The organism is Polynucleobacter tropicus, from assembly GCF_013307225.1.
Classification (GTDB): Bacteria; Pseudomonadota; Gammaproteobacteria; order Burkholderiales; family Burkholderiaceae; genus Polynucleobacter; species Polynucleobacter tropicus.
Genome location: NZ_CP028942.1, coordinates 252,474 through 276,593, shown reverse-complemented (window position 1 = coordinate 276,593; position 24,120 = coordinate 252,474). Strand labels below are relative to the sequence as shown.

At 45.0% G+C, this 24,120-nt stretch carries 33 protein-coding genes; 19 read left to right on the top strand and 14 right to left on the bottom strand.

Annotated elements, in window-relative coordinates; all coding sequences use genetic code 11:
- Positions 1-53 precede the first annotated feature (53 nt).
- Positions 54-1,268 (bottom strand): exodeoxyribonuclease VII large subunit, encoded by a 1,215-nt coding sequence (gene xseA, locus DCO17_RS01505; protein WP_173955060.1) that lies wholly within the window; start codon positions 1,266-1,268, stop codon positions 54-56.
- Positions 1,269-1,582: 314 nt separating this feature from the next.
- Here xseA and DCO17_RS01500 point away from each other — a divergent pair, with 314 nt between their 5' ends.
- From DCO17_RS01500 to DCO17_RS01465, 8 genes are all read left to right on the top strand, one after another.
- Entirely contained in the window at positions 1,583-2,224 is a 642-nt protein-coding gene (locus DCO17_RS01500) for a MotA/TolQ/ExbB proton channel family protein (RefSeq protein WP_173955059.1), read from the top strand.
- Positions 2,224-2,673, top strand: a complete 450-nt coding sequence (locus DCO17_RS01495) for an ExbD/TolR family protein (protein WP_173955058.1) — start codon at positions 2,224-2,226, stop codon at positions 2,671-2,673. Before DCO17_RS01500 ends, DCO17_RS01495 begins: the two co-directional genes overlap by 1 nt.
- Positions 2,674-2,691: 18 nt before the next feature.
- The gene (gene lpxK, locus DCO17_RS01490) at positions 2,692-3,777 is read left to right on the top strand and encodes a tetraacyldisaccharide 4'-kinase (RefSeq protein ID WP_173955057.1); all 1,086 of its coding nucleotides are present in this window, start codon (positions 2,692-2,694) and stop codon (positions 3,775-3,777) included.
- A gap of 79 nt (positions 3,778-3,856) precedes the next feature.
- The gene (locus DCO17_RS01485) at positions 3,857-4,036 is read left to right on the top strand and encodes a Trm112 family protein (RefSeq protein WP_173955056.1); all 180 of its coding nucleotides are present in this window, start codon (positions 3,857-3,859) and stop codon (positions 4,034-4,036) included.
- Positions 4,037-4,056: 20 nt separating this feature from the next.
- Entirely contained in the window at positions 4,057-4,815 is a 759-nt protein-coding gene (gene kdsB, locus DCO17_RS01480; protein ID WP_173955055.1) for a 3-deoxy-manno-octulosonate cytidylyltransferase, read from the top strand.
- A gap of 88 nt (positions 4,816-4,903) precedes the next feature.
- Positions 4,904-5,569: an adenylate kinase gene (gene adk, locus DCO17_RS01475; protein ID WP_173955054.1), complete on the top strand. Its 666-nt coding sequence runs from the start codon at positions 4,904-4,906 to the stop codon at positions 5,567-5,569.
- A 101-nt stretch (positions 5,570-5,670) separates the two neighbouring features.
- Positions 5,671-6,057, top strand: a complete 387-nt coding sequence (locus DCO17_RS01470) for a type II toxin-antitoxin system RelE/ParE family toxin (RefSeq protein WP_173955053.1) — start codon at positions 5,671-5,673, stop codon at positions 6,055-6,057.
- Positions 6,047-6,364 carry a helix-turn-helix domain-containing protein gene (locus DCO17_RS01465; protein WP_173955052.1) on the top strand — a complete coding sequence of 106 codons (318 nt, stop codon included), beginning with the start codon at positions 6,047-6,049 and terminating at the stop codon, positions 6,362-6,364. The genes DCO17_RS01470 and DCO17_RS01465 overlap by 11 nt, the downstream gene beginning before the upstream one ends.
- 71 nt (positions 6,365-6,435) lie before the next feature.
- Here the strand turns inward: DCO17_RS01465 and nrdR are convergent, their stop codons facing one another.
- Both nrdR and glyA read right to left on the bottom strand, forming a co-directional pair.
- The gene (gene nrdR, locus DCO17_RS01460) at positions 6,436-6,882 is read right to left on the bottom strand and encodes a transcriptional regulator NrdR (protein WP_173955051.1); all 447 of its coding nucleotides are present in this window, start codon (positions 6,880-6,882) and stop codon (positions 6,436-6,438) included.
- A gap of 44 nt (positions 6,883-6,926) precedes the next feature.
- Positions 6,927-8,171 (bottom strand): serine hydroxymethyltransferase, encoded by a 1,245-nt coding sequence (glyA, locus tag DCO17_RS01455; protein WP_173955050.1) that lies wholly within the window; start codon positions 8,169-8,171, stop codon positions 6,927-6,929.
- Between the two features lie 82 nt (positions 8,172-8,253).
- Between glyA and tolQ the strand changes: the two genes are divergently transcribed.
- From tolQ to queC, 7 genes are all read left to right on the top strand, one after another.
- Positions 8,254-8,910 carry a protein TolQ gene (tolQ, locus tag DCO17_RS01450; protein ID WP_173955049.1) on the top strand — a complete coding sequence of 219 codons (657 nt, stop codon included), beginning with the start codon at positions 8,254-8,256 and terminating at the stop codon, positions 8,908-8,910.
- A 27-nt stretch (positions 8,911-8,937) separates the two neighbouring features.
- A complete protein-coding gene (locus DCO17_RS01445; RefSeq protein ID WP_173955048.1) occupies positions 8,938-9,357 on the top strand; it encodes an ExbD/TolR family protein in 420 nt (139 codons plus the stop codon).
- Between the two features lie 32 nt (positions 9,358-9,389).
- Positions 9,390-10,211 (top strand): energy transducer TonB, encoded by an 822-nt coding sequence (locus DCO17_RS01440; RefSeq protein ID WP_173955047.1) that lies wholly within the window; start codon positions 9,390-9,392, stop codon positions 10,209-10,211.
- A 3-nt stretch (positions 10,212-10,214) separates the two neighbouring features.
- Complete coding sequence (tolB, locus tag DCO17_RS01435) at positions 10,215-11,516, top strand: Tol-Pal system beta propeller repeat protein TolB (protein ID WP_173955046.1); 1,302 nt, start codon at positions 10,215-10,217, stop codon at positions 11,514-11,516.
- A 112-nt stretch (positions 11,517-11,628) separates the two neighbouring features.
- Positions 11,629-12,132, top strand: a complete 504-nt coding sequence (gene pal, locus DCO17_RS01430; RefSeq protein WP_173955045.1) for a peptidoglycan-associated lipoprotein Pal — start codon at positions 11,629-11,631, stop codon at positions 12,130-12,132.
- The gene (ybgF, locus tag DCO17_RS01425; protein WP_173955044.1) at positions 12,133-12,864 is read left to right on the top strand and encodes a tol-pal system protein YbgF; all 732 of its coding nucleotides are present in this window, start codon (positions 12,133-12,135) and stop codon (positions 12,862-12,864) included.
- 21 nt (positions 12,865-12,885) lie between these two features.
- Positions 12,886-13,623 (top strand): 7-cyano-7-deazaguanine synthase QueC, encoded by a 738-nt coding sequence (gene queC, locus DCO17_RS01420; RefSeq protein WP_173955043.1) that lies wholly within the window; start codon positions 12,886-12,888, stop codon positions 13,621-13,623.
- Between the two features lie 30 nt (positions 13,624-13,653).
- On the opposite strand, the gene DCO17_RS01415 is transcribed toward queC, so the two are convergent.
- From DCO17_RS01415 to DCO17_RS01380, 8 genes are all read right to left on the bottom strand, one after another.
- Positions 13,654-14,013, bottom strand: coding sequence for a helix-turn-helix domain-containing protein (locus DCO17_RS01415; RefSeq protein ID WP_173955042.1), 360 nt, complete (start codon positions 14,011-14,013; stop codon positions 13,654-13,656).
- Positions 14,010-14,318 (bottom strand): type II toxin-antitoxin system HigB family toxin, encoded by a 309-nt coding sequence (locus DCO17_RS01410; RefSeq protein WP_173955041.1) that lies wholly within the window; start codon positions 14,316-14,318, stop codon positions 14,010-14,012. Before DCO17_RS01410 ends, DCO17_RS01415 begins: the two co-directional genes overlap by 4 nt.
- A 77-nt stretch (positions 14,319-14,395) precedes the next feature.
- On the bottom strand, positions 14,396-15,007 hold the full coding sequence (locus DCO17_RS01405) for a riboflavin synthase (protein ID WP_173955040.1): 612 nt from the start codon (positions 15,005-15,007) through the stop codon (positions 14,396-14,398).
- 23 nt (positions 15,008-15,030) lie between these two features.
- A complete protein-coding gene (gene ribD / locus DCO17_RS01400; RefSeq protein ID WP_173955039.1) occupies positions 15,031-16,149 on the bottom strand; it encodes a bifunctional diaminohydroxyphosphoribosylaminopyrimidine deaminase/5-amino-6-(5-phosphoribosylamino)uracil reductase RibD in 1,119 nt (372 codons plus the stop codon).
- 16 nt (positions 16,150-16,165) lie between these two features.
- Positions 16,166-16,813: a pilus assembly FimT family protein gene (locus tag DCO17_RS01395; protein ID WP_254598791.1), complete on the bottom strand. Its 648-nt coding sequence runs from the start codon at positions 16,811-16,813 to the stop codon at positions 16,166-16,168.
- Complete coding sequence (locus DCO17_RS01390) at positions 16,761-17,156, bottom strand: hypothetical protein (RefSeq protein WP_254598790.1); 396 nt, start codon at positions 17,154-17,156, stop codon at positions 16,761-16,763. The genes DCO17_RS01395 and DCO17_RS01390 overlap by 53 nt, the downstream gene beginning before the upstream one ends.
- Positions 17,098-17,721 carry a hypothetical protein gene (locus tag DCO17_RS01385; RefSeq protein WP_173955038.1) on the bottom strand — a complete coding sequence of 208 codons (624 nt, stop codon included), beginning with the start codon at positions 17,719-17,721 and terminating at the stop codon, positions 17,098-17,100. The genes DCO17_RS01390 and DCO17_RS01385 overlap by 59 nt, the downstream gene beginning before the upstream one ends.
- Positions 17,645-17,986 carry a hypothetical protein gene (locus DCO17_RS01380; protein WP_173955037.1) on the bottom strand — a complete coding sequence of 114 codons (342 nt, stop codon included), beginning with the start codon at positions 17,984-17,986 and terminating at the stop codon, positions 17,645-17,647. Before DCO17_RS01380 ends, DCO17_RS01385 begins: the two co-directional genes overlap by 77 nt.
- A 122-nt stretch (positions 17,987-18,108) precedes the next feature.
- Between DCO17_RS01380 and ribBA the strand changes: the two genes are divergently transcribed.
- The 4 genes from ribBA to DCO17_RS01360 all read left to right on the top strand — a co-directional run bounded on the left by ribBA (position 18,109) and on the right by DCO17_RS01360 (position 21,956).
- Complete coding sequence (gene ribBA / locus DCO17_RS01375) at positions 18,109-19,236, top strand: bifunctional 3,4-dihydroxy-2-butanone-4-phosphate synthase/GTP cyclohydrolase II (RefSeq protein ID WP_173955036.1); 1,128 nt, start codon at positions 18,109-18,111, stop codon at positions 19,234-19,236.
- A gap of 51 nt (positions 19,237-19,287) precedes the next feature.
- Positions 19,288-19,800, top strand: coding sequence for a 6,7-dimethyl-8-ribityllumazine synthase (gene ribH / locus DCO17_RS01370; RefSeq protein WP_173955035.1), 513 nt, complete (start codon positions 19,288-19,290; stop codon positions 19,798-19,800).
- Between the two features lie 8 nt (positions 19,801-19,808).
- The gene (nusB, locus tag DCO17_RS01365) at positions 19,809-20,327 is read left to right on the top strand and encodes a transcription antitermination factor NusB (RefSeq protein ID WP_217425426.1); all 519 of its coding nucleotides are present in this window, start codon (positions 19,809-19,811) and stop codon (positions 20,325-20,327) included.
- 156 nt (positions 20,328-20,483) lie between these two features.
- Entirely contained in the window at positions 20,484-21,956 is a 1,473-nt protein-coding gene (locus DCO17_RS01360) for an NAD-dependent succinate-semialdehyde dehydrogenase (protein ID WP_173955034.1), read from the top strand.
- A 24-nt stretch (positions 21,957-21,980) separates the two neighbouring features.
- Here the strand turns inward: DCO17_RS01360 and trmB are convergent, their stop codons facing one another.
- From trmB to DCO17_RS01345, 3 genes are read right to left on the bottom strand one after another with little or no spacing between them, the layout of a single operon-like run.
- Positions 21,981-22,778, bottom strand: coding sequence for a tRNA (guanosine(46)-N7)-methyltransferase TrmB (gene trmB, locus DCO17_RS01355; RefSeq protein ID WP_173955033.1), 798 nt, complete (start codon positions 22,776-22,778; stop codon positions 21,981-21,983).
- On the bottom strand, positions 22,775-23,239 hold the full coding sequence (locus tag DCO17_RS01350; RefSeq protein ID WP_173955032.1) for a DUF2721 domain-containing protein: 465 nt from the start codon (positions 23,237-23,239) through the stop codon (positions 22,775-22,777). The genes trmB and DCO17_RS01350 overlap by 4 nt, the downstream gene beginning before the upstream one ends.
- A gap of 16 nt (positions 23,240-23,255) precedes the next feature.
- Positions 23,256-24,101 carry an undecaprenyl-diphosphate phosphatase gene (locus DCO17_RS01345; protein ID WP_173955031.1) on the bottom strand — a complete coding sequence of 282 codons (846 nt, stop codon included), beginning with the start codon at positions 24,099-24,101 and terminating at the stop codon, positions 23,256-23,258.
- Positions 24,102-24,120 lie beyond the last annotated feature (19 nt).

Below are 24,120 nucleotides of genomic sequence, written 5' to 3'. Positions count from 1 at the left end.
ATAATAACCATCCGATCAGCTAAAAAATATGTGGGCTCACCAAATTTCAAAAATCATAATTCTGTGTCAACTCGGGACACCTCGATTACTGCCTGCCCTTCTGCTAGTCGCACCTGATAATTCTGATGAACATGTAGTTCATTAGAGTTACGTAGCGCAAATAATGAATTTTTTTCTTGCCTCAAAATTACAGCATAGCCACGCTCAAGCGTTCTTTGTGGGTTGAGCATCTCAAGTTGCAACTGGTAGTGGGTATGATTACGTTTCCAACTTTCTATGCGTACCGACCAAGCCTGATTAATGCGTTGTTGCAAACCAGTGATTTGCTCTCGCATACGATCGGGATTAGGTAATGCATGGCTTAGTCTTAGTGCCAACTGATCTAATGTTTGCGCTTCACGCTCGATGCGTTGGTTAATTCGTTGCAGCAATGCCTGAAAGATGGCATCTAGTTCTTGCAATATTTGATCTCTACGTGGCGCTGCCAGCTCTGCAGCCCCCGTGGGCGTTGGAGCACGCAGATCTGCTACAAAATCCGCAATGGTGAAATCGGTTTCGTGCCCAACGCCACTAACAACTGGGATTGCTGAGTGCGCTATTGCATATGCTAATTGCTCATCATTAAATGCCCACAAGTCTTCAATGCTGCCACCGCCACGAACCAACAAAATCACATCGACGGCATTCTCCTTTTCGGCATTTTTTAATGCTGAAATAATTCCAGCTGGCGCTTCTGGACCTTGCACCAAGGTTGGGTAGATTACAACTGGTATATGAGGCGCACGTCTTGCTAATGTGCTGAGTACATCTTTTAAGGCTGCTGCTTGTGGCGATGTGATGATGCCAATTGATCTTGGATGACTCGGAATCTCGCGTTTGCGATCTTCGTCAAATAAACCTTCTTTCGCAAGTTTTGCTTTGAGCTTAAGGAAGGCCTCATATAAACCACCCATGCCTGCGCGTCGCAAAGTTTGAATGGTAAGCTGAACGTCCCCCCTGGGTACATACATTCCAAGACCGGCGCTTACTTCCACTAAATCACCAGACTGGGGCATAAATCCAACCTGCCCATTGCGACCCCTGAACATCACACAGCGAATCTGACCCTCTTCATCCTTAAGAGAAAAATACCAATGCCCGCTGTCATAAGCCTTAAAGTTCGAAATCTCCCCGCTCACCCAAACGGTATCGAACCGATCCTCCAGAGATTGAGCAATGGCGCGGTTTAGGTCCCCAACAGACAGAATTTCTCTTGATATTTCCGACATTTTTTCTCTTTATTCACACAAGCATCAGGCTTTGGCGGCAATAACTATCCACAGAAACCCATTCGCCCAAGGTTTAATTCGAATAAGTAAGTAATTACTGACCCAAAGCGTCTCATAAATCCAACAGGTATTTTATAAATAATTGATTTATAAGGATAATTTTCATTAGCAACATAAGGTAGTTTTAGCGCTTATTAATCTCATTCACCAACAATCAAGCACTTACAGAACATGTATGGAAAAGTTTTACACAGAGTTATCCACAGGTTAGTTAAGCGAATTAGGGTTTGTAATTCAGCTAAAGTACTGAGCTTATGTACTCCATCTTACTATCTGCTGGCTGGCCTATTTGGCCCCTACTTATTATTTCTATTATCGGCCTAGCAATTGCGATTGAACGCTGCTGGTATTTACGATTTACGCATATTTTCCCTAAGGACCTGCTGGAATCCGTATTTGGCACAGCAAATCAGTTGGCCAATCAATCCCCCAACCAAAGGCTGGTCAACACCCATTTAGAGAATTTGATCATTCAGTCACCAGCAAGCCCGTTGCTCACCTGCGTACTGAAAGAAAAAATTGCTGGTAGCAATACTGAAGTTGCGCTAGAAGAACTACAAGTAGTTGCTCAGTCGACTTGGCTTAAGCTTGATCGCTATCTTGGCGCTCTAGCCACTATTGCCACCATTGCTCCTCTGCTAGGTTTATTTGGAACTGTAGTGGGTATGATCGAAATCTTTGGAAGTCAGGGCGCCATTAATGGTGCAGGCAGCCCTCAACAGTTAGCCCATGGCATTTCGGTGGCACTCTACAACACTGCGTTTGGTTTATTAATTGCCATTCCCGCACTAGCTGCATGGCGTGGATTGCGTGCAATGGCTAATCAACGACAACGCGAATGCGAAGAATTTACGCGTCAGTTGTTCAAAAAACTTTTTCCAACTGAAGCTGTCTAATGGGTTGGCTCGATCACTCTTTTGAAGAAAGAAAAACTTTTTCTTTAGGTAGAACATCGGCCTCTCCCGAGCCAGAAATTAATCTCATTCCATTTATTGATGTATTGCTGGTGGTATTAATCTTTTTAATGATTTCAACCACATTTACTCGCTATCAAGAATTGGCCATCACCTTACCGAGCGCTAATGGTAGTGAGGCTCAAGCTGAGAGCAAACAAATCCATATTGCCGTCAGTCGCGATGGGCGTTTTGCCATCAACGGCAAGGTTACGGATTTTTCACAACTAAGTAACGCTCTTACGCAACTGAATACCAATGCCAGCGCAAATCCCCAAGTAAATATTGATGCTGACGCCAAAGCACCGCACCAATCAGTAATGACCGCTCTAGAGGCTGCGCGTGATGCGAACCTGAGCAATATTGTCTTTAGCAGTCAAACCAAAAAGTAAAGCGACAATCTGATCATCATGGCTTTATCGATCTTTAGAAATGCACCTCGGTTTTGGGAAAGACGCGGTCCCACTAGTTTGCTACTTTGGCCGCTGGCATATTTATATGGCTGCATCTTACGCATCCGAAAAATTTTCTTTGACCTAGATATCGCACGCCCCAAGCCTGCCCCTGTGCCAATCATCATTGTGGGTAATATTCGAGTAGGTGGCACTGGTAAAACTCCAATCGTAATTGCCTTAGCAGATCGCCTCAGTCAATTGGGTTGGAAGCCTGCGATTATTAGCAGGGGATATGGCTCATCAACTCAAAAATTGCCTTTGCAAGTAAAGAGCTCCTCTGATCCAAGCATCGCTGGCGATGAACCTGTATTGATTGCGAAACGTACCCATGACCAGTTTCCGATTTGGGTATTTCAAAACCGCAGAGAAAGCATCACGGCACTTCTCAAAGCATCCCCAGATGTGAATGTCATCATCAGCGATGATGGTTTGCAGCATCGCGGTCTTGTGCGATGGCCTGCACGAGAGGGCGGTCGTGATATTGAGTTCGTGGTGCGTGACAACCGCGGTGAAGGCAATCGCTTTCTACTGCCCGCCGGCCCACTACGTGAACCCGCCTCACGTGAACGCGATGCAACACTACAAACGAACCTCACTGAGCAATTAAGTGGTGAAATTAAATATGAGCACTTTCAAGGTAGACGCGCCTTCAACCTGGTAAGTCAGCTCGGCACACCATACCAACTAAACAATCCTGCAAACACTCAATCGACCAAACAAATTGCGGAGCGTTTTTTACCCAAGAATATTGCAATGGTTGCTGGTCTTGGCAATCCAAAACGTTTTTTTGATGATTTAGTCAAGCTTGGTATTACCGGCAAACAATTCCCATTGCCCGACCATTTTGGCTACACCCCAGAATTCTTCAAAGGCATTAAGGCTGATTGCATTTTGATTACCGAAAAAGATGCAGTGAAATGCACCAATATTCATGACGATCGTATTTGGGTTGTACCCCTCTCATTACACCTGCCAGACTCTCTGATGGATTGGATGCAATCCATCTTACATAGGCCTGATCCAAGGCGCTACACCCTGTAATGCCTGAAATTTGATAGTGCCACTAGATACCGATACACTCTTACAAACAATCTTCTTATTTATTAACTATTAACAATTTATGGACAAGCGCTTACTTGATATTTTGGTTTGCCCCTTGTGCAAAAGTCAGCTGCACTTAAATTCAGATACACATGAACTCATCTGCAAGGCAGATCGCTTGGCTTACCCGATTCGAGACGATGTGCCTGTCATGCTCGTCGAAGAAGCGCGCAGCCTGAGCGCCGACGAGATCCTCTGAGGTATTGACACAATCAATTTATGTCAACGAACCATCCTGAATTTCTTGTAGTCATACCGGCACGATTAGGCTCAACACGCCTACCAAGAAAACCTTTAGCTGATATTGGCGGAAAACCAATGGTGGTTCGTGTAGCTGAGCAAGCCAAAAAATCATTGGCGCAAAGTGTTGTGGTAGCAACCGATTCTGCTGAAATACAAGCAGCGTGTGATGAATATCGCATTGAGTGTTTACTTACCAGCCCCGATCACTCCACAGGCACAGATCGACTTGCTGAAGTTGCACAACTGTTAAAACTACCAAGCAATGCTTTGGTAGTTAATGTACAAGGTGATGAACCACTCATTCCACCAGAACTTATTAATCAAGTTGCTCAAACTCTCGCTGATCATCATGAATGCGCAATCTCCACTGTTGCAGTGCCAATTAGTGATGACGCTGAAATTCAAAATCCAAATGTCGTTAAGGTTGTTCTCAATCGCAATAGTGAGGCCTTGTATTTTTCAAGAGCAACGATCCCTTTTACCCGGGATACAGAATTAGCAAAAAATATCACTCATTTACGGCACCTAGGCATCTATGCGTATCGGGCTGATTTTCTCCAAGCCTATACCCGTTTAGAACCAGCACCACCAGAACAAGCTGAGGCTCTTGAGCAATTACGCGCCCTCTGGAATGGCTATCGCATAGCCGTGCATGTTGCAAAAGAGACTCCTCCTGCTGGGGTAGACACCTCAGAAGACCTAGAAAGAGTGAGATCCCTGTTTAAAACGACTTAAAACGGGTTCTCGGGGATAATCCTAGTCTGTTGACATGCTGATTTCCGACTAAATACGGGACAATGTCACATCTTCTAAGGGGAAAACAATGCGGTTGATTTTGCTCGGCGCACCAGGTGCCGGAAAAGGTACACAAGCCCAATTCATTTGCGAGAAATTTGGCATTCCACAAATTTCTACTGGCGACATGTTACGTGCCGCGGTTAAAGCTGGCACTGAACTCGGTGTTGCAGCCAAGAAAATTATGGATGCAGGCGGTCTTGTTTCTGATGACATCATCATTGGCTTGGTTAAAGATCGACTAACCCAACCTGACTGCAGCAAAGGTTATCTGTTTGATGGTTTCCCAAGAACCATTCCTCAAGCACAAGCCATGAAAGATGCTGGTGTGCCGATTGATTATGTTCTAGAGATCGATGTGCCTTTTGATGCGATTATTGATCGTATGGGTGGTCGTCGCGTGCACCCCGCTTCAGGTCGCACTTATCACATTAAATTCAACCCACCCAAAGTTGAAGGCAGAGATGATGTGACGGGTGACCCACTCATTCAACGCGATGACGACAAAGAAGAAACTGTTCGCAAGCGTTTACAGGTTTATGACGATCAAACTCGCCCACTAGTTGACTACTACTCTTCATGGGCAGCGCAAGCGAGTCCAACAGACAAAGTCAAAGCACCTGCTTATCGCAAAGTCAGTGGTACTGGCAGTGTGGATGAAATTACTAACTCTATTTTTGCGGCATTAAAATAACTCACATATTCATTAATTCAAGGGGCTGCTTTTGCAGCCCCTTTTTCTTTGTCAGGAAAAGGGGTATTATTTAACTAATGTACTTAGTGGTATAGTTTTTTATGGCCAAAAAACGTACCTTCAAGACCAAAACCTTTAATAAATGGATGAGAAAAGTAGGCTTACAAGATCAAGAACTACTATTCGCGGTTGCGGAAATCGAGGCTGGTCTTGTTGACGCAGATCTTGGGGGCAATGTTTTTAAGAAAAGAATTGCCCTATCAGGGATGGGTAAAAGATCTGGCGTCAGAACATTGCTTGCTGGCAAGATTTCTAAGAAATGGTTTTTTCTTTTTGGCTTCGCAAAAAATGAAAAAGACAATATTAGCGATGATGAATTGGTTCATTTACAAGGCGCAGCGGGTAGGCTGCTACACCTCACTGATAAAGATATTGAAGAAGCAATCCTTGCTGGAGAACTAAAGGAGCTAATAAATAATGTTAAATAAAACAAAAAGTCGAATTATTGAAGAGATGACAGATACCGTAAAGGGCCTTCATAAAGCAGGTGTCATCACAAAAAAGAGTATGGAAGAATTTGAAGCTTTGCGGCACCTAGAGGTAAAACCAATGACGGCCAAGCGCATCAAGCAACTAAGGAGTAAAACCCATTTGAGTCAGGCTGTCTTTGCCTTAGCAATCAACACCAGTCTATCAACAATTCAGAAATGGGAGGCTGGTGATAAAAAGCCAAGTGGGCCATCGTTAAAACTCTTATCTCTAATCGAAAAGAAAGGACTGGAAGTTATTTTGTAGTCGATTTATAAGTACCTTAGATGAGGTAGTATAAAAACATAACCTTGTATAAGGCTCTTATAAATCGAGGCTTACTTTAACTCTTTGAGAGCACTCTCAAAAGACTCAATATCCGCAAAGCTTCGGTAGACAGAAGCAAAGCGTATGTAGGCGACTTTATCGAGTCGTTTGAGTTCGCGCATTACCAACTCGCCTACGCGCTCGCTTGGAATCTCTTTTTCGCCAAGACTAAGTAACTTTTCTTCGATTCGCCCGATGGATTCATCGACAGAATCCGATGAAACCGGACGCTTTCTCAATGCTAACTTTAATGAACTGGCCAGCTTGTCATGACTGTACTCGACGCGACTGCCATTCTTTTTGACAATCGCAGGCAGAACTAGCTCAACACGCTCGTACGTTGTAAAACGCTTGTCACATTTTGCACAACGACGACGACGACGAATTGTGTCGCCCTCATCAGAGACTCGGGTATCTAGAACCTGAGTATCGTCGTTATGGCAAAAAGGGCAGCGCAAGGTTTACTTTCTTTTCTTTTTTTCTTTAGCTATTTTTGACTAGCTTAACCGTAGACTGGGAAACGCTTAGTTAACTCAGCAACTTGAGCGCGTACCATAGCAATATTTTCTGGATCGTTTGGATTATCCAAAACATCAGCAATAAAGTTACCCACTTGTCTTGCTTCAGCTTCTTTAAAGCCGCGCGTTGTCATTGCTGGTGAACCTAAACGGATACCACTAGTCACCATTGGTTTTTCTGGATCATTGGGGATGCCGTTTTTATTACAAGTGATATGCGCCTCACCTAAAACACGCTCAGCTTCTTTACCAGTCATTTTCTTGGCGCGCAGATCGACCAACATTACATGCGAATCAGTGCCTCCAGAAACAATGCGTAAGCCACGAGCAATTAATGTCTCAGCTAAAGCCTTGGCGTTTGCCACAACCTGTTTTTGATAATCCTTAAACCCTGGGTCTGCAGCCTCTTTGAACGCAACTGCTTTAGCTGCGATCACATGCATCAATGGGCCACCTTGCAATCCAGGAAATACCGCTGAATTAATCGCTTTCTCGTGCTCTGCCTTCATCAAGATGATGCCGCCACGGGGCCCACGCAAGCTCTTGTGGGTTGTAGAGGTCACAATATCAGCATGCGGCACCGGGTTTGGATAAACACCTGCAGCAACGAGGCCAGCATAGTGCGCCATGTCCACCATGAAAATCGCGCCCACTTCTTTAGCTAACTTTCCAATACGCTCAAAATCAATTTTCTTGGAGTAGGCAGAAGCGCCAGCAATGATTAATTTAGGCTTGTGCTCTCGAGCCAGCCTTTCCATTTGCTCGTAATCGATTTCTTCATTTTTATCTAAACCGTAAGCGATTGGGTTAAACCACTTACCGCTCATGTTGAGAGCCATACCGTGAGTCAAGTGACCACCTTCAGCCAAACTCATACCCATAAATGTGTCACCAGGCTTTAAGAATGCCAAGAAAACGGCTTGGTTCGCAGAGGCGCCGCAATGCGGTTGCACGTTTGCTGCTTCTGCACCAAACAATGCTTTAACACGATCAATTGCTAATTGCTCTGCCACATCAACAAATTCGCAACCACCGTAATAACGCTTACCTGGATAACCTTCAGCATACTTATTGGTCAACTGGGAACCCTGAGCCGCCATTACCGCTGGCGAAGTGTAGTTCTCAGAGGCGATCAGCTCAATATGGTCTTCCTGACGCTTGTTTTCGTTCTGGATGGCCTCCCAGAGCTGAGGATCAACTTTGGCTAAGGTGTTTTGGCGGTCAAACATGGTAATAATCCTGGCAAGGTAAGAATGCGTTGGAATGCTTCATTAAGTTAGTAAAATTAACCTACATCATACAAAATCCACCATGACCACTACACAAGACCTCTCATTCCTGTCCCTAGTCCTTAATGCCAGCCTATTAGTACAGTTGGTAATGTTGTTATTACTGGGCATGTCCATCGCCTCCTGGACCATTATTTTTAAGAAAACGGCGATTTTGCGCGGCGTTCGCCAAGATACAGAGCGTTTTGAGCGTGATTTTTGGTCTGGTGGGGATCTAAATACCCTTCTCGAGGCGGCTCAACGCAATACCCGTAGCGATGCCGTTCTAGAACACATCTTCGAAGCAGGTATGCAAGAGTTCATGAAAGTTCGAGAGATTGATGCAGCTCGTCGTGCTATGAAAGCAACTTATCAGCGCGAGATGGATGCCCTTGAAGCAAACCTCCCTTTCTTGGCCTCTGTGGGTTCTGTTTCGCCTTACATCGGTTTATTTGGAACAGTTTGGGGAATCATGCATTCCTTCAGAGGGCTGGCCAATGTACAAAATGCAACTCTGTCTGCTGTTGCGCCTGGCATCGCTGAAGCTTTGATTGCAACTGCGATTGGTTTGTTTGCGGCGATCCCGGCAGTGGTTGCCTATAACCGTGCTGCTACCGATGTAGATCGCTTAGCCATTCGTTTTGAAACATTTATTGAAGAATTCACCAACATCTTGCAGCGCCAAGGTGCTGGACGCTAATCGATTTTCTAGAGAGATAAATCTTTCATGGCCGCATCTTCATTGAGAAAAACAAAACGTCGCGCTAAAGCCGACATTAATGTCGTTCCTTATATCGACGTGATGTTGGTTTTATTGGTGATCTTTATGGTCACTGCGCCTATGGTCAATCCTGGCGTTGTTAACCTACCAACTGTTGGCGGCGCGAAGGTTCAGTCCTTGCCGCCAGTGTTTCTCACTATTGATGCCAACGAAAATGTCATTGTTCGCAAAGATGGTGAGCCCGTACAAACACTGACGCCATTTGAGCTTGGAGCCTTTGCTAGAACACAAGCAGAAAAGTCAGCCGATCAACCAGTAGTGCTGGCCGCTGACAAATCAATTAAATATGAAACGGTCATGAACGTAATGTCCAAGCTCAAAGAGAATGGTGTTAAACGCGTAGGCCTTGCAGTTAAGAGTCAATAAGAAATAAGAGTGAATATTCTTTCTGCTAATTCATGAATAGCGCAGCCTCTTTTCAAAACCCAATATCCCCTTTTAAGCGGGGGCGAAACACTAAATTCACCAAAGAAGAAAGTACTAAACGCGCATTTACATTTTCACTAATTGCGCACTTGGGTCTACTGGCTTTTTTAGTCATTGGTATTAGCTGGAATAACAGCACCCCTTCAGGAGTAGAAGTAGAACTTTGGGACTCCACGCCACAAGTTGAAACACCACCAGAACCTGAAGTCAAAACAGCAGTCAAAGAAGAGGCTGCTGATATTGCCCTCAAGAAAAAGAAGGTAGAAAAAGAGCCCCCAAAGAAAGAAGTGGTTAAAGAAAAACCAAAAGCGGTCAAGCCACCCCCACCTAAAGAAAAAGAGCCTCCAAAAAAGGTTGAGCCGGCTAAAAAAGTAGAGGCAAAATCGCCTACCGAAACAAAAGCGAATGCTGCAGCAGAAAAAGCTCGTGCTGATCAGTTGGCAAAACTAAGGGCCGCTGCTGGCGCTGAGGGAGGCAGTGGTGGAACCGTGGGCAGCGGTGTTGGTGGTGGTGGCAATGCCCCTCCCGGCTGGACGGACAAGGTTATTAAAAAGGTGAAGCCTTTGATCGTATTTAATCCTGAGTCCGTGAACGGTAATCCGGCCGCGGTCATTCAGGTTAACTTAGCCCCAGATGGCGCCATTTTGAGCACCAGCGTCATCACCTCCAGTGGTAATGCTGGATGGGATCGTGCAGTACTACTAGCCTTATCTCGCGCTGAGAGCTTACCAAAAGACGACAATGGCAAAATTCCTCAACGTGAAGTGAAGTTGACATTCAAACCCAAGGATTAACGCATGTTGCAACAACTGAAAAAACTATATTGGTTTAGCGCTTTTGTAATTACTGGAACTCTTGCAACAATCGCAAATCCAGCACTTGCGCAAATGAATATTGAAATCACTGGCGTAGGTCAATCACTCTACCCAATCGCGGTAATGCGTTTTAAAGATGAGAATAAATTACCAACCAGCGTTACAGAAATTATTCGTCAAGATTTAGCACGCAGTGGCTACTTCAAAAATACTGAGAATAGTAATGCCGTTGAAAGTGATGATGGCACCCCAAATTACAAATCTTGGGCTGCGCGTGGTGCTGATGCTTTAGTAGTTGGCTCAGTAGTGCAGACTAGCAGCAATCAGTTTGAAATTCATTACAAATTGTTTGATATTCGCAAGTCACAAAGTTTGGGTGGTTTAAACCTCAACTCTTCTGCAGATAACTTGCGTGCTGCCGCCCACAAGATTGCTGACGATATTATTTTCAAGCTCCTAGGCGAACGTGGCGTCTTCTCTACGCGCCTATCCTATGTAATCAAAGAGGGCAAGCGCTATCGTTTGGTTATCTCTGATGCAGATGGGCAAAATATTCGCAATGCCATGAATAGTGGCGAACCCATCATTTCTCCATCATGGTCGCCTGATGGCAAGAAAGTGGCTTACGTCTCATTTGAAGATCGCAAACCGGTAATTTACGTTCATGAGCTAGCCACTGGTCGCCGCATTTCCCTCTCAAATCAAAAGGGGAATAACAGCGCTCCAGCATGGTCACCAGATGGAAAAAAATTAGCTGTGTCATTATCAAAAGATGGCAACACCCAAATCTATGGCATTAATGCCGATGGCAGTGGTTTACATCGCCTAACTCGTGGCAGCACTATCGACACAGAGCCACAATATTCTGCTGATGGCCGCTATATTTATTTCACGAGTGATCGTGGTGGCAGCCCTCAAATCTATCGCATGAGCGCAGATGGCGAACAGGTAGAAGGCGCTAAACGTGTGACTTTCAAACAAGGATTTGTTACTTCACCACGCATCTCACCTGATGGTAAATACTTAGCATACATCGCTAACGTTGGTGGTGCGTATCGCCTCTACATTCTTAATTTAGCAACCGGTGATGCACAGGCGCTGACCGATGGCACTAGCGATGAATCTCCTTCTTTTGCTGCAAATGGTCGCTATGTTCTTTACTCAACCAAAGTAGGTGGCAAGCGAGTTCTTGCAGCGGTGTCAGTGGACGGCAACTCAAAGCAAGTATTAAGCATTCCAGGATCTGATGTTCGCCAGCCTTCTTGGGGCCCATTTATGGACTAAAGATCCTTTTTAGGATCAAAAATGCGCTTTTTTGTAGTCTTGGAGGCATAATATTAGCCATCGGCTTTATGCCAATGAGTTAACTTATCCAAGCTAGTAAAAAAGGAAGATCATGAACGTTTCTATCGCACGCCGCGCAGCAACCTGGGCGCTTATTGGCGCAACTGCATTGTTAATGGCTGCTTGCTCCAGCGTAAAACTAGATGATGTTGATGGCGCGAATGGTAGTGGCGGTAGTGGCAACTTTGGCTCACAACCTTGGAACGATCCTAAGAGCCCGCTTTTCGAGAAAAGTATTTACTTCGGCTTTGACGAATACACCGTACAGACTAAATATCAAAAAATGCTTTCTGCACACGCGAGTTACCTAAAAGCAAATCCGAATCAGAAAATTATTATTCAAGGTAATACTGACGAGCGTGGCACAGCTGAATACAACTTAGCGCTTGGTCAACGTCGCTCTGACGCGGTTCGCAAGTCATTGAACTTGATGGGCGTTTCAGACAATCAAATGGAGGCTGTTAGCTTTGGTAAAGAAAAACCAAAAGCTGAGGGCGATAACGAAGCAGCTTGGGCAGAAAATCGCCGCGCTGACATTGTTTACATTACAAACTAAATGGAAACATTTTTCTCCAATCAAAAACAAACGCTCTCACGAGCGTTTTGTTTAAGCGCGGCCGTCATTTGCTTGGGTGCAACCAACAATGCATGGGCACTATTCTCAGATGATGAAGCACGCAAAGCCATCTTGGATTTGCGCAAGTCTTTGGCTACGACTCAATTAGAGTTGCAAGGTGAGATCGATAAGCTTAAGGCTGACAATGCTGAACTACGCGGCAAGATTGAAGGCCTTGAGAAGCAAGGCGAAGATATTTCCTCTAGTCAAAAGACCTATTACCAAGACTTGGATACTCGTCTTGGTAATTTCGAGCCACGCACGGCAACGATTGAAGGAGTAAGCGGCACAGTTCAGCCTAACGAGAAAAAAGCCTATGACGATGCGTTAAAAGCATTTCAGGCGGGCAACCTAAAGAAGGCGGATGAAGCATTCTCTGCGTTTGCAAACAAATATCCGAAGAGCCCATACCTTCCTTTGGCGCTTTACTGGGGTGGTAATAGCAAATATGCAAATAAGGATTACGCTGGTTCAATTAGTCAACTACAAAGCCTGATTAAGCGATATCCAAATCATCCACGTATTCCTGCGGCGATGGTGACATTGGGTAGCTCTCAATTAGAAAGTGGCAACAAGATCGCTGCTAAAAAAACCTTTAATGAGATTATTGCGAAGTATCCAGATACCGACGCCGCTAAAGATGCGCACCAACTGATTGCTGCAACAAAATAAGCAAAGTAAACAAACTAAGGCATGTCTAAACTGTCTGCGGTATTTCAAAATATTGCACCCCGTAAACCCGGGGCGCCAGCAGTTATCTTATTTTCAGGCGGCCTGGACTCTACAACAGTTTTGGCTCTAGCCAAAGATCTTGGCTATACACCCTATGCGCTCTCAGTGGGTTATGGCCAGCGCCACTCTTCAGAGCTAGCTGCAGCAAAATACATTGCCAAGCAAATCGGCGTCGCCCGTCATGAGGTAGTAAATTTAGATTTAACCCGCTTTGGTGGTTCGGCACTCACAGATTCATCAATTGCTGTACCCACCTCTCCTGGCAATGATCAAGAAATCCCCGTGACTTATGTTCCTGCACGCAACACGATTTTGCTTTCTCTCGCTTTAGGTTGGGCAGAAGCATTGGGTGGGCTCGATGTTTTTTATGGTGCCAACTCAGTTGATTATTCCGGTTATCCAGATTGCAGACCAGAATACGTTGCCTCCTTTGAAGCAATGGCCAACCTAGCCACCAAAGCAGGCGTGGAATCAACCAATAATGAAAATCGCTTTAGGGTTCACGCCCCAATTATTAATCTCACTAAAGCTCAGATTATTCAATTAGGCAGTGAGCTAGGCGTGGACTATTCGCAAACCGTTTCTTGCTATCAAGCAAATGATTTAGGTCAGGCATGTGGTGAGTGCGAGTCTTGCAGACTAAGGCAGGCCGGCTTTGAACAGGCCAAGGTCGCTGACCCTACGAGATATCGATCTTAGAACATATCAAGTAGCATGCAGCTCATCATCCTACTGAATCAAACTATCAGCCGGAATACCCAACATAGAATGCAATTTCCATATCATTTTCAGCGTTAAGGGGCGCTTGCGATTCAGGATTTCGTATACACGGTTTAATCCACCAATCATTGGCTGCAAATCTTTAGGTTTTAAGCCTGCTTGCTCCATTCGATACTTGATTGCCTCGATTGGGTCTGGTGGAGCTATTGAATAATACTTTGCCTCATACGCCCCCACCAACATAAGCAGAAGCTCAAACCGATCCGCATCTTTGGTGCCGCGTTTTGGCTCATTATCAACAAATGCAGAAACCTCCGCTAAAACTTCAGCATATTCTTTCTCATTCCGTATAGGTCTTAACTCTTTCATAAACCCGCCATATCCACTGTTTCTGCATTAATTTGATCATACGCAGAATGTGAGCCAATAAACTTTATATAAACTACGCCAAAACGATACGCGAATGCCACTATCAAACGATAGTCATTCCCCTTAATATTAAAGATCACTCTATTTTTACCAATAAAACTGGCACTTCTATATTGATTTTTAATATCCTGCGGAGAGGTCCATCGAGCATTGATCACCTCGTCATACCAAGCCTTTAAGGGTTGCTCTGAATCTGAATGTTTAGCCCAAAATTTAATCAAACATTTTTTTGCAATTACCCTCATTTGTGCATTAGTCCCAAAATGGGACTAATGCACATAGGGTTATAAAACTATGGCTATAGGGTGGTTAATGCAAAGGATTAGCTTTTGTTCAACATGCGTGCAATATAACGCGCGATGAGATCCACTTCCAGATTAACGCGATCACCCGTCTTTAATTTGCCAAGCGTAGTACTTTGTAGAGTATGGGGAATTAAATTAATGCTGACGATACATGCACCATCCACGTCTTCAGCTGTATTAACAGTCAAAGAAACTCCATTAACTACGATAGAGCCTTTGTATGCCAAAAATGGCGCTAAATCTATTGGAGCTTTAATGCGCAATAACCAAGAGCCGTAAGCATCTTGATCTACTGGGGCAAAGTGAAATACCTCTCCAACTCCATCTACATGGCCACTTACTAAATGACCGCCCAAGCGATCGTTTAAGCGTAATGCTTTCTCTAAATTTACAGGCCCAATCTTATCCAAGCCAACAGTCTTGTTAAGAGACTCTCGAGAGATATCCAAAGCAAAGGTATTCCCCTCAAATTTTGTAGCAGTCATACATGCACCCTGAATAGCAATGCTATCGCCCAGCGCAACATCGTCTAAATACCCAGAAGGTACTTCGATAATTAATTGAAGCCCATCGCCTTTAGCTTGTGCACTTTTAATTTGACCAACAGCGGTAATGATTCCAGTAAACATGGGGTGATTTTAGTTCTTATTTATTACTTGGATTTAATCAGACGCAAACGAATATCCGAGCCAAGCATGCTCTGATCAATCATTTTCCAATCTTGTTTAGACTGAAGTGAGTCTAAAGGTGAAATATTTGCCATGCCAATACCTTCTCCCATGAAGAATGGCGCATAGTAAAGCAGTAACTCATCCACACAATCTTCACTCAACATTGAACCATTGAGCTTAAACCCAGCCTCAACATGAATCTCATTCATATGGCGCTCTTGCGCGAGGTACGCAAAGAGTTTTGGTAAATCGACTTTCCCAAACTCGTTTGCCATAGTTAATACTTCGACTCCGCGCGACTTTAGGAGATTGGCTTTTTCTTGAACTGCAGAACCATTTAGATTTGCACAAACAATCATGACGCCTGACTCAGAAGGATTGTTTAATATTTTTGCGGCAAGGGGTGTCTCTAACTTGGAATCAATAATGATTCGCCAAGGTTGACGGTGTGTCTCAACTTCTCGCACATTCAAGGAAGGGTTATCTTCTTTCACGGTGCCAACACCAGTCACAATCGCACATGCCTGCGCGCGCCAATGATGTCCGTCAGCCCTAGCAAGAGAACCAGTAATCCATTGGCTATGGCCATTAGGCAATGCAGTTTTACCATCTAGACTCGCAGCGATCTTTAATCGCACCCACGGAAGACCACGCGTCATTCTTGAGATAAACCCGCAATTTAATATTTGCGCTTCTGATTCCATCAAGCCACATTGCACCTCGATGCCTGCAGCCTTCAGACGACCCAATCCTTTTCCAGCGACAAGAGGATTAGGATCAACCATCGCAACAATGACTTTTGCCGGCTTAGCAGTAAGCAAGGCATCAACACATGGTGGCGTTCGACCAGTGTGGTTGCATGGCTCTAGAGTGACATAGATAGTTGAGCCTTTCGGATCAAAACCTTTTAGTTTTGCATCGGATAATGCCTGAATCTCGGCATGGGGACCGCCAACTCTTTGAGTAAAACCACGCCCAATGATTTGTCCATCTTTAACGATGACGCAACCCACACGAGGATTTGGATTAGATAGGTAAAGGGCTTTTTGAGCCTCCGCTAAGGCTTCACCCATCCATTGGTGATCAATTGAGCTATACATGCTTCTATTAAACCATTCAATGGCAACGCTTAGCATCCCTTCTTGGGTCACAAATACGCCAGCGGCCACCACTGCTCAAAATAATATGACGCTCCAGGCCTGGCATCTTCTGGTGACCCAAGACTAAGCGATTCGCCACAAACCCCCCTTGCGAAGTCTTAGCAGCACCGGCTGCATTAAACAAAATGCCCGCTTTCCCTAAATGCGGGTCAATAAAATGCCTGTTTCCATACTTAAAGTAAATTGGCGTTGTTTGCCCATGAGAAACCCAAGCCCTATGGGCGCAAGCAATGGTTTTTTCTTTATATTCATAGCTATCCCCCTCCTTCCGTTTTTTCTTAGAAAAGACATTCGCGCAAGCGCTCTTGACCACCCAGCCGCTATCCCATTGATTTTCGAAATAGGGCGTCATTTGAACTGGCTCACCCAAATTTAAAGCTTGCTGTCTCGCAAACTGTGCATGCGCGATAAACCTTCTCGCAATCGATTCAATTTGGCGAACTGCAATCTGCTCATGCAATAGAGGCATCGTGCTGATTGCGACAATCGCCACAATCAAAATTAAAGCCATCAACTCAAGCAAGCTGGCTCCCAACTCAGAATGCCCATGCTTACTCAAAAGATTGTCGCCAATTGAGGCGCGTGACCGTTCCTGAATTTTCATCAACCAATAGATGAACTTCAATTGCAGGCCTTGTTTTACTAGAAATCTTCCAGAGATTTTTTCCAAGGCGTTGAATGAAACATGCGGACTGCGATGAATTTAATAAATTGGCAATATTAGTCTCGCACTCCAAGATGGTTTTTTCAGCAACCATAAAATGCACTTGAGCTAACTCAATTGCCTTAATTTCCAGCAACTGCTGAGCCAGTAATCGCTCTAAATGAACAATTAACGATGAGCACAACAATAGCAATGAAATAACCCAGGCCAGTATCACTGGGTAATTACCGTAAATTTCTAGTACTAAAGATTCGCTCAAAACCTCTTGAGGTTTTTGACTCATCTACCCCAGATGTCTCGCTTGCCATTTCCAGCCTCACCCTGTAAGCCCTTTGCCAGGATTGCACCTGTGAGCCCGAATCACTCAGCTCTCTAATACGCAAGGCATGTACGCCACTCAACAATGTAGTGTTCTGTAATCGACCTTGTTTATCTAGAGACTGGCAAATGAGCGATTGCTTATTCACGAAGAAACCTTGATGCACCAAACCTTGTTTCGTTCGTTCTTTTGTTAAAACATTACCGATGCAATCAAAATCAGCGCCGCTTGATAATTCATGTCTCACAACAATTGAATCTGACCCATTCTGGGTCGCTGTTTGATGAAGCTCAAGTGCTTTTCTTGAATCCTGGTTGCTTGAATTCTCTTGAGCAGGCTGTGCATGCTGATAGCCCGCCATTCGAATAGCTCGGCCAATTAACTCCAATGCGCGGTCTGCCTCTAGGGCCATCATGTGATTTTTTTCATAGGCAATTTGTTGCTTTATTAAATTAGCGCTTACCTGGAGTAGCGGATTGAGTAATAGAACGCTGAGCGCGATTCCGATGAGACATTCCAGAAGATTCATGCTTCAATCCATTTTTAGAAACACTGGGGGTAGCCACTTGCTCTTTGCTTGCCTGATTATCGCCAGCTTTATATTGTTCTACACGCTCGTAAAGATCAAAATCTAGCCGCAACTGAGCTCGCCGAATCTCCAATTGATGAAAACGCATAGCTAGGCCGTGATAATGCCCAATGGATGCAAGCCATACCCCAGAAATTAGGCTTATTGCCACCAAAACCTCTAACAAAATGAAGCCATTGGGAGATTTCAGTCTTGATGGCTGCATGCGTTATTTTCAGCCAAGCTAAACATCGATAAAACGGGGTTCAGCGACTATTGGCGTCAGAAAATGTGTGGATTGCTGTAGGGGACCACGATAACTATCTCCTCAGCTTAAAATGGAGGACTATGTCGACTACCCTTGCCTCTACCGAAGAAATTGTTGCCGAGCTACGATCCGGCAGAATGGTGATTCTTGTTGATGAGGAAGATCGTGAAAATGAAGGCGATCTTGTGCTGGCTGCAGATCATGTGAGCGCTGAAGCCATTAATTTCATGGCAAAGCATGGTCGCGGCTTAATTTGTCTCACCCTGACTCGTGAGCGTTGCCAGCAACTTAATCTACCCCTCATGGTGCGCGATAACGGCACTTCCATGGGTACCAATTTCACAGTATCGATTGAAGCTGCCAGTGGCGTTACTACTGGTATCTCTGCAGCAGACCGCGCTCATACTATCAAAGCGGCTGCCGCCGCCAATGCCAAGCCAAATGACCTGGTTCAACCGGGCCATATCTTTCCGTTGATGGCCCAACCTGGGGGGGTATTAATACGGTCTGGTCATACTGAAGCCGGCTGTGATCTTGCAGCCATGGCTGGGTGTTCGCCTGCCTCGGTCATTTGCGAGATCATGAAAGATGATGGCAGTATGGCGCGCTTGCCAGATCTACTGGAGTTTGCAAAAGATCATCAACTCAAAATTGGTAGTATTGCCAACCTCATTCAATACCGCAGCCAACATGAAAGCATTGTGGTGCGCGAAGGCCAAAGAGAATTTGTCACGCCGTGGGGAAAATTTAATGGCTACATCTATCGCGATACTCCAAGCTCCTGCCTTCATATCGCGCTTGTTCATGGCAAGCCAGCTGAAAATGAAGAAACGCTAGTGCGCGTTCACGAGCCCGTGACCGTCTTAGACTTCCTAGATTCCGACGTCAGCACACACTCCTGGCCTTTGGCTAAAGCTCTGCAAGCTATCGCCTCGGCGCCAACAGGCGCAGCAGTATTGTTAAATGCCGCAGGGATTGCGTCGCCCAATGATGTTGATTGGCTGGCGCAATTTAATAAATTAAACCGAGCTGAAGGTGGTGCCCAACAGCCCCTAGCTCGCAAAACTGATTTCAGAAGCTATGGCATTGGCGCGCAAATTTTGAAAGATATCGGCGTAGGCAAAATGCGCTTACTAGCTAACCCAAGCCCCACACCAAGTCTTTCTGGATACAAACTAGAAGTCACTGGCTACAAACCCTATCAATAAAATCCTTACGCCAGTCAATTTTTAACTCACATACTTACCCACCAAACCATCATGACCGATTCCAATAATGACTTTGTAGGCGTACTTGAAGCAGATCTCAATGGTCAAGGTTTGCGCATTGGCATTGTGCAGGCTCGCTTTAATGAAGAGCATTGCGTTGCCCTGACTAACGCATGCATCACAGAACTGATTGCATTGGGCGTATCTCAATCGGATATCAAACTCGTTACCGTACCTGGTGCTCTAGAGATTCCATTTGCCCTACAAAAACTAGTAGAAACCGGTGAGTTTGATGGTCTAGTAGCTTTGGGTGCTGTCATTCGCGGTGAAACCTATCACTTTGAATTAGTCTCCAATGAATCGGCTGCGGGCATTACCCGTATCTCCATTGACTCGGGCTTACCTGTAGCCAATGGCGTTCTTACTTGCGACACCGATGGGCAAGCCCAAGCACGTGTTCATGAAAAAGGCGCAGATTGCGCAAAAGCTGTAGTTGAAATGGCTAACCTGGCTTTAGCACTCACTCCAGATATCGATATCGAAATGAACGCTGGCGAAGAGTAAAGATTCCTATGTCCAAATCCAACCCAAACCCTGCCGCTTCAGCAAACCCTAAAAACGGTGCTGACAAAGCTCAAGCGCCCAAGCGTTCGCTGACTCCGCGTCGCCGCGCTCGCGAGTACGCCCTTCAGGGTGTTTATCAAAGCCTAGTTATGCGACGTGCAGGCAGCCTACCAAATAGCGCGATGATCGCTAAACAATTGGCAGAAGATCCCGCTTTTAAGCGCTGCCAATTAGACTTATTCCAAGGCATATTTGAGGGAGTATTAGAGCGTGCAGATGAATTAGAAGCCATCATCACTCCAGCCCTTGATCGCCCTATTAATGAGCTTTCACCTGTTGAACACGCGGCCCTACTGATAGGCGCCTATGAATTGGCCGTAGATATTTCGATTCCCTACAAAGTCGCAATAAATGAAGCGGTTGAGCTTGCCAAAACTTTTGGCGGTACCGATGGACATAAATATGTTAACGGTGTACTAGATTTAGTGGCACAAAAATTACGTACCGCTGAAACACAATCAAATTAATTGCCTGCTTTATCACTGCAAGCAATAAAAAGCCCCGCAAATCATCACCGGGCTTTTTATTCGCCCCACGCTCTACCATGACGCATTACACAACTTAGATTCTGGGGATAAAATTATCTTAATTCATGCATAGCCCTTTGACAGGAAAAGTCCATCATGCAAAAAGTAGACATTCGCAGTTTTTTAAAAGATAAAAACCTATTTAAGGAACAGGGCTTTATTAATGGAAAATGGGTAAGCGCTCAGAGTACATTCCAGGTCAATAATCCAGCAACCGATGAATTGATTGCTACCGTTAGCAATTTAGGTAATCAAGAGGCTGAACTTGCGATTAGCGCAGCAGAACAAGCACTGCCTGCTTGGCGAAGCAAACTGGCAAAAGAGCGTGCTCAGATCATGCGCAAGTGGTTTGACCTCATTATTGAAAATACCCAAGACCTTGCTACCCTCATGACGCTGGAGCAAGGTAAGCCACTAGCAGAAGCTGGTGGCGAAGTGATCTATGGAGCATCATTTCTTGAGTGGTTTGCAGAAGAAGCAAAACGCGTTGAAGGCTCTGTTTTAGAAACCCCATGGGGCGGCAAACGTATGATGGTTTTAAAACAAGCCATTGGAGTTTGTGTCGCGATTACGCCGTGGAATTTTCCATTCTCAATGATCACCCGGAAAATCGCTCCAGCCTTAGCTGCTGGTTGCACCATTGTGATTAAGCCCGCAGAATTGACACCTTTGTCCGCCCTAGCCCTGGCAGAGCTTGCTAGTCGCGCAGGTATCCCAGATGGGGTAATTAATATTTTGACCGCCGATGCACAGCAATCCATTGCGGTAGGTAAAACACTTTGCGCATCCCCCACTGTTAGGCATCTCTCCTTTACCGGATCGACTGAAGTGGGCCGCATTTTGATGGAGCAATGCGCACCTACAGTTAAAAAATTGGCGCTTGAGCTGGGTGGTCACGCACCATTTATTGTTTTTGAAGATGCGGATATTGATGCAGCAGTCAGTGGTGCAATGTCGTCTAAATTCAGAAACTCAGGGCAGACCTGTATATGCGCCAATCGTTTTTATGTACACAAGAATGTGCAAGATATTTTTGTAGCAAAATTCGCAAAAGCCATTAGCTCCATCAAAGTCGGCAACGGTCTGGAATCAGATGTCACCCAAGGTCCATTAATCGAAACTGCTGCGTTAGAGAAGGTTGAAAAACATGTTGCCGATGCGGTCAAGAAAGGCGCCAAATTGGTTACAGGTGGCAAAGCAAGCATTCCCGGGAAAAACTTCTATGAACCTACCATTTTGTCGGGTGTCACAAGCGATATGCTGATTACGCATGAGGAAACTTTTGGTCCTGTGGCACCCATCATTCCATTTGAGTCTGATGAAGAGGTGATTAAATTAGCCAATAACAGTCAATTTGGTCTTGCGTCTTACTTTTATAGCCGTGATATTGGTCGCGTATGGAAAGTAGCGGAAGCTCTTGAATATGGCATGGTTGGCGTCAACTCCGGCCTGATTTCAAATGAAGTAGCCCCTTTTGGTGGCATTAAACAATCGGGACTCGGGCGTGAAGGCAGCAGCCACGGCATGGATGAGTACTTAGAAATGAAATATGTCTGTATTGGCCTATAAAGCCAACCGTCTAACAGTGAATGCTTATTTTGCTTGCTGCTTAAGGTAGACCAAATCCCAAACACCGTGGCCTAGGTTAATACCACGGTTCTCAAATTTTGTAATCGGCCGATAAGATGGCCGCTCCACATAGCCCGCATGTTGCGCACTCAATTGCGCAGTAGTTGGCTTAAATTCATTGAAGTGTTTGGCAAATTCATCTGGGCCTAGCGCATCCTCTAAGCCAAAGGTTTCAATTTTTACCAATTCGCTAGAAGTATTTTTTAGACTGGGCTCAGCATTCAGCACGAGTAACATTTGCTCGGCATAGTTATGCCAATCAGTGGCAAGATGCAAGTAAGCCCCCGGCTTTAAACGCGAGACCAATAATTTCACAAACTGTGCTTGAATTAAGCGACGCTTATGGTGGCGTTTTTTATGCCAAGGATCGGCAAAATAAATATGGATGCCGTCGAGAGAGTCCGGCAAGATCATATTCTCAAGAACCTCAACAGCATCATGTCGAATAATGCGCAAGTTGCTCAGATTGTTCTCGCCAATAAGTTTTAAAAGAGCGCCAACTCCAGGTAAATGTACTTCAATACCTAAAAAGTCATCCTCAGGTCGCAAAGCCGCAATTTTGGCGCTTGTCTCGCCCATTCCAAAACCAATTTCAAGAATCTTTGGCTTGGTGGAGCCATCAAATGCCTTCACCAAATCTAGGCTTTCCTGTTGATACGATAGGAGAAAGCGTGGCCCTAAATCATCGATTGCACGTTGTTGGCCTGCAGTAGTTCTACCAGCCCGAAGAACGAAAGAACGAATGCGATCAACATGCTTCATTTTTTAATCGCAATTGGGCTTTCCCAGCCCGCCGAGCGATACGCATAAACAATTTCACCAAGAACAATCGATAAAGATGTCATGAAAGAAATCAAGCCCAACACAAAGGTCCAAATAACATAAGTGGTTTGCAAGGACCGAACTGCGCCAGCCTGAAAGAAAAAGAGCTCAAGGACCGTTAAAGAGATAAACACTCCACTTAACACATCGAAGAAAATAGCGGCGGTACATAAACGACCTCTAATCTTGGCTTCGTTTACCTCTATCTGCATATGAATCAGGGATTCTTCATCTTTGATTTTTCCCTCGTAAATCGCATGCTGAATAGCACGCATACGATCTACGGTTCTAGCAAGACGACCGGATATCGCGTTGATCAGAGTTGCGACCGCAGTCAACAAAAACACTGGCGCTAATGCCAGCTGAATATTATTTGTAATTGCGTCGATTGATACATCCATCTCAGATATCCAATAATTAATGTGACCACGCGATGAAGCCGCTATATGAAGTCATGAGTACTAGTAGGCCAAAAACAATTCGGTACCACGCAAACGGAATGAAGTTGTGATGCGCGACATAGTGAATAAGCCATCGGACACAAATAAATGCGGAAATAAAAGCAGCTATAAAACCAATCACAATCGCCACACTATATTCTCCAGAAATACTTACTGGATTTTTCCAAAGCTTTAACAGCTCATAAGCAGTAGCACCGCCAATCACTGGAATCGCCAAAAAGAAAGAGAACTCTGTGGCAACTACGCGGGGCAAACCAAAGAGCATGCCTCCAATGATGGTGGCGCCGGATCGAGAGGTACCCGGTATGAGTGCTGCGCATTGGGCTAAGCCCACTTTGAATGCATCCAAATAAGTCAGGTCATCGACCGTATGAATGCGACTCTTGGTTGATGCATTTTTTGCCTGACGGCGCTCAGCCCAAAAAATAATAAGAGCACCCACAATAAAGGCACTGGCAACTGGAATTGGGGAAAACAATACGGCCTTAATATGCTTGCTAAATAAAAAACCCAGGCCCATTGCAGGCGCAGAAGCAATCATCAAATTCACAATAAAGCGACGAGAATTGGGATTAGAGGCTAAGGATCGAGTCACACTTAAGAGCTTGCCCCTGAACTCCCAACAAACTGCCAAAATAGCGCCAAATTGGATGATGACCTCAAAGGCCTTCCCTTGCTCATCGTTAAAGTCGAGCAAATCTCCGACCAAGATAAGGTGCCCAGTACTAGAAATGGGCAAAAACTCAGTCAAGCCCTCAACAACCCCCAAAATTACGGCTTTTAGCAACAATATAAGATCCATCTGTGAATTTTATAAGGAT

What these genes read in the sequence shown, in the direction of transcription:
- DCO17_RS01405 (WP_173955040.1), bottom strand. Translation starts at nt 15,007, where the DNA reads ATGTTTACTGGAATCATTACCGCTGTTGGTCAAATTAAAAGTGCACAA.
- DCO17_RS01495 (WP_173955058.1), top strand. Translation starts at nt 2,224, where the DNA reads ATGGGTTGGCTCGATCACTCTTTTGAAGAAAGAAAAACTTTTTCTTTA.
- DCO17_RS01380 (WP_173955037.1), bottom strand. Translation starts at nt 17,986, where the DNA reads ATGCAGCCATCAAGACTGAAATCTCCCAATGGCTTCATTTTGTTAGAG.
- glyA (WP_173955050.1), bottom strand. Translation starts at nt 8,171, where the DNA reads ATGTTTGACCGCCAAAACACCTTAGCCAAAGTTGATCCTCAGCTCTGG.
- ribD (WP_173955039.1), bottom strand. Translation starts at nt 16,149, where the DNA reads ATGTATAGCTCAATTGATCACCAATGGATGGGTGAAGCCTTAGCGGAG.
- ribH (WP_173955035.1), top strand. Translation starts at nt 19,288, where the DNA reads ATGACCGATTCCAATAATGACTTTGTAGGCGTACTTGAAGCAGATCTC.
- DCO17_RS01415 (WP_173955042.1), bottom strand. Translation starts at nt 14,013, where the DNA reads ATGAAAGAGTTAAGACCTATACGGAATGAGAAAGAATATGCTGAAGTT.
- pal (WP_173955045.1), top strand. Translation starts at nt 11,629, where the DNA reads ATGAACGTTTCTATCGCACGCCGCGCAGCAACCTGGGCGCTTATTGGC.
- ybgF (WP_173955044.1), top strand. Translation starts at nt 12,133, where the DNA reads ATGGAAACATTTTTCTCCAATCAAAAACAAACGCTCTCACGAGCGTTT.
- lpxK (WP_173955057.1), top strand. Translation starts at nt 2,692, where the DNA reads ATGGCTTTATCGATCTTTAGAAATGCACCTCGGTTTTGGGAAAGACGC.
- xseA (WP_173955060.1), bottom strand. Translation starts at nt 1,268, where the DNA reads ATGTCGGAAATATCAAGAGAAATTCTGTCTGTTGGGGACCTAAACCGC.
- tolB (WP_173955046.1), top strand. Translation starts at nt 10,215, where the DNA reads ATGTTGCAACAACTGAAAAAACTATATTGGTTTAGCGCTTTTGTAATT.
- DCO17_RS01410 (WP_173955041.1), bottom strand. Translation starts at nt 14,318, where the DNA reads ATGAGGGTAATTGCAAAAAAATGTTTGATTAAATTTTGGGCTAAACAT.
- kdsB (WP_173955055.1), top strand. Translation starts at nt 4,057, where the DNA reads ATGTCAACGAACCATCCTGAATTTCTTGTAGTCATACCGGCACGATTA.
- DCO17_RS01485 (WP_173955056.1), top strand. Translation starts at nt 3,857, where the DNA reads ATGGACAAGCGCTTACTTGATATTTTGGTTTGCCCCTTGTGCAAAAGT.
- DCO17_RS01360 (WP_173955034.1), top strand. Translation starts at nt 20,484, where the DNA reads ATGCAAAAAGTAGACATTCGCAGTTTTTTAAAAGATAAAAACCTATTT.
- DCO17_RS01470 (WP_173955053.1), top strand. Translation starts at nt 5,671, where the DNA reads ATGGCCAAAAAACGTACCTTCAAGACCAAAACCTTTAATAAATGGATG.
- trmB (WP_173955033.1), bottom strand. Translation starts at nt 22,778, where the DNA reads ATGAAGCATGTTGATCGCATTCGTTCTTTCGTTCTTCGGGCTGGTAGA.
- adk (WP_173955054.1), top strand. Translation starts at nt 4,904, where the DNA reads ATGCGGTTGATTTTGCTCGGCGCACCAGGTGCCGGAAAAGGTACACAA.
- DCO17_RS01345 (WP_173955031.1), bottom strand. Translation starts at nt 24,101, where the DNA reads ATGGATCTTATATTGTTGCTAAAAGCCGTAATTTTGGGGGTTGTTGAG.
- ribBA (WP_173955036.1), top strand. Translation starts at nt 18,109, where the DNA reads ATGTCGACTACCCTTGCCTCTACCGAAGAAATTGTTGCCGAGCTACGA.
- DCO17_RS01395 (WP_254598791.1), bottom strand. Translation starts at nt 16,813, where the DNA reads ATGAAAATTCAGGAACGGTCACGCGCCTCAATTGGCGACAATCTTTTG.
- queC (WP_173955043.1), top strand. Translation starts at nt 12,886, where the DNA reads ATGTCTAAACTGTCTGCGGTATTTCAAAATATTGCACCCCGTAAACCC.
- DCO17_RS01350 (WP_173955032.1), bottom strand. Translation starts at nt 23,239, where the DNA reads ATGGATGTATCAATCGACGCAATTACAAATAATATTCAGCTGGCATTA.
- DCO17_RS01390 (WP_254598790.1), bottom strand. Translation starts at nt 17,156, where the DNA reads ATGAGTCAAAAACCTCAAGAGGTTTTGAGCGAATCTTTAGTACTAGAA.
- DCO17_RS01440 (WP_173955047.1), top strand. Translation starts at nt 9,390, where the DNA reads ATGAATAGCGCAGCCTCTTTTCAAAACCCAATATCCCCTTTTAAGCGG.
- DCO17_RS01465 (WP_173955052.1), top strand. Translation starts at nt 6,047, where the DNA reads ATGTTAAATAAAACAAAAAGTCGAATTATTGAAGAGATGACAGATACC.
- nusB (WP_217425426.1), top strand. Translation starts at nt 19,809, where the DNA reads ATGTCCAAATCCAACCCAAACCCTGCCGCTTCAGCAAACCCTAAAAAC.
- DCO17_RS01500 (WP_173955059.1), top strand. Translation starts at nt 1,583, where the DNA reads ATGTACTCCATCTTACTATCTGCTGGCTGGCCTATTTGGCCCCTACTT.
- DCO17_RS01445 (WP_173955048.1), top strand. Translation starts at nt 8,938, where the DNA reads ATGGCCGCATCTTCATTGAGAAAAACAAAACGTCGCGCTAAAGCCGAC.
- DCO17_RS01385 (WP_173955038.1), bottom strand. Translation starts at nt 17,721, where the DNA reads ATGAATCTTCTGGAATGTCTCATCGGAATCGCGCTCAGCGTTCTATTA.
- tolQ (WP_173955049.1), top strand. Translation starts at nt 8,254, where the DNA reads ATGACCACTACACAAGACCTCTCATTCCTGTCCCTAGTCCTTAATGCC.